This window comes from Ochrobactrum sp. PL_is483 (assembly GCF_055816855.1).
This window is the reverse complement of record NZ_JBVPGS010000010.1, coordinates 1-2,553: the sequence shown is the minus strand read 5'-3', so window position 1 is coordinate 2,553 and position 2,553 is coordinate 1. Positions and strand designations below refer to the sequence as shown.

The window sequence follows — 2,553 nt, the reverse complement described above, 5'->3', positions numbered from 1 at the left end:
CGCGGGGAGCGGGAGACCGGGCTGCAGGCATCGCCGCATTGACTGCGGCGATCTTGATCTCATGCTCGTGCAACCAGGTCTTCAGCTTTGCCTGCCATCTTTTAAGCAATTCCTAAATTGAAGTCCTGTTGATGTGAGGCGGCGATAGTAAGTTTATCGAATTATCATCATGTAATACTGAATAATTTAGCTTTTTCTAAACTAAATCTTATCAACAACGTAAATAGAACTCGTACTGATTAATTGATATTTATTGTCTGGCGTGTATAAGCTGAAAATCGGGACAGAAATTTTTATTGTTCTTGCGTGAAATGACGCGCCTTGTCTGGTGGATGCAGGCGGGGGCGATGTTTTCGCACATAGCAGCCGGTGACGGTTGGCTCGGTAAGAGCCATCTGCCGGCTGAGCATTCATGCGCATCGATTTTTTTGAAGCAAGTTTGGAAGACAAGATGATTGACCGTTCGAGACAGCCAGCACTGTCAACCCGTTCGCCTTTGGCGGTTCCGTTCAAACGCAGCTTGCGCGCAGGCGCTTCGGTGCTGGCGCTCGTGGTCGGGGGGCTCGGCGCAGGCATGGTGCAGCCGGCTTTTGCTGCTGACTACACAATTGATGGCGGCAAGACAGAGACTGTTCCGGGCACCCATATTTCAGGTTGGCAGGTTGACGGCAGTCTCAACGTTGGAGGCACTGACGGTGGTGCCCTCAATGTCAATTCAGGCGCGCAAGTCACCGTGAAGGGCGGCCTCTCAGTCGGCGGCTCAACCGCAAGCGTAGGTAAATGGGGGGGGGTCGGCGTCGTTACTGTTGATGGGGCGGGCTCATCTCTGGGTATCAGGGACGGGGTGTCTGTCGGAATTGGCCACGGCGATGGCACGTTGAACATTACAAATGGCGGCACGGTTTCTGGCACCGACGGGAACATAGGTCATTCGGGGACCCGGGGGTCTCAGGGGTATGTGACGGTCGACGGACAAGGGTCATCGTTGATGCTTAGTGGCAAGCTGGAGATAGGCCGCAGTAGTGGGCGAACAGCGTATGGCACCTTGATCATCCGTGGAGGCGGCGCGGTAACCAGTGGTACTCTTGGTGGTGTGGCGCCATATTCTACAATTGGCACCGGCACCGGCGACGGCTTGATCGATGGCACTACCGGCACGGTCGTCGTCGACGGGGTCGGTTCGACTTGGCTTGACATTAGCCCGGAGATAAAAATAGGGAGCACACAAACTGGCTCATTGACCATCAGCAATGGCGCAATTGTTACCCAAGGTGACAAAGGGCAGGGTAAAGTTGAGGTGGGACGTCTTGGTGGCAGCGGCACTTTGAATATTGGTGGTGCTGTTGGGGAATCAGCTGCTGGGGCCGGGCAGTTGCGGGCCCAGTCTGTTATCATCGGCGTAGGTGGCGTCGGCACTGGTGGCACAGGCAGGATCAACTTCAATCATACGGATACCAACTATAGATTTGACCCTTCGATTTCCGGTGTTGGGACGATTAACCAGCTCGCTGGTATAACGAGCCTGACGGCAGATAATTCCGGCTTTACCGGCACACTGAACATCAATGGCGGCACGCTTTCCGTCGGCTCGGAAAATAATCTCGGTGCTTCGTCTGTTGCGCTCGATTTCGATGGCGGCATCTTGCAGATCACCGGTACCGATTTTAATGAGACCAGCCGCACGATCAACTGGGGTGCTGGCGGCGGCGGGTTTGACATTGCCGATGCGGGCAACACGTTTACGGTCAATCAAGATTTTGGTGCGGGCAGCATGGGCTCGCTGACCAAGCGCGGGGATGGCACTTTGGTGCTCTCGGGTACGAATAGATATTCGGGTGGCACCAATCTGGATGCAGGCATCCTGTCTGTTTCGTCAGATGCCAATCTGGGCGATGCATCGGGCGGGCTGCGTTTCGACGGCGGCACTCTGCAAGTCATGGATACGATGAACTCCGCGCGGGCGGTTGCATTGGCTTCCGGCGGCGGCACGATTTCCGTTGATGATACTAAGACGGCGACTTTCAGCGGGGTTTTCTCGGATGCAGCTAGCGCCAAGGGCAGTTTCACCAAATCCGGTGCTGGCACATTGGTCCTGGCGGCGGATAACAGCTATACGGGCGGCACGACGGTTTTGGGCGGCATTCTGCAACTGGGCGACGGCACCAGGGATGGTGCGATTGTTGGCGATATCGCCCTGACGGGCGGCGATCTTGTGGTCGATAACACTGGCGCAACCGCGCTTTCCGGCGCGATCAGCGGCACGGGCAGCGTGACGCAGAGGGGCACCAGCACGCTGGTGCTTTCGGGCAACAACAGCTATGGCGCTACTTATCTTAACGCTGGCGTGATTTCGGTCGTACAGCAAGAGAACCTTGGCACGGGCGCGCTCAATTTTGATGGCGGCACGCTGAAGGTGACCGGCACGGATTTCAACCGTACCACCAAGTTGATCAACTGGGGCACCAATGGCGGCGGCTTCGACATTGCCGATGCCACCAATGTGTTTACGCTGTCGAATGTCTTCACCGGTTCGGGCGGCTTGACCAAATCGGG

General features: G+C 56.2%; 1 protein-coding gene. It reads left to right on the top strand.

The window, feature by feature from the left end:
• Positions 1–451: 451 nt before the first annotated feature.
• A partial coding sequence (locus AC0TNJ_RS00080) for a beta strand repeat-containing protein (RefSeq protein ID WP_473769860.1) occupies positions 452–2,553 on the top strand: 2,102 nt, incomplete at its 3' end.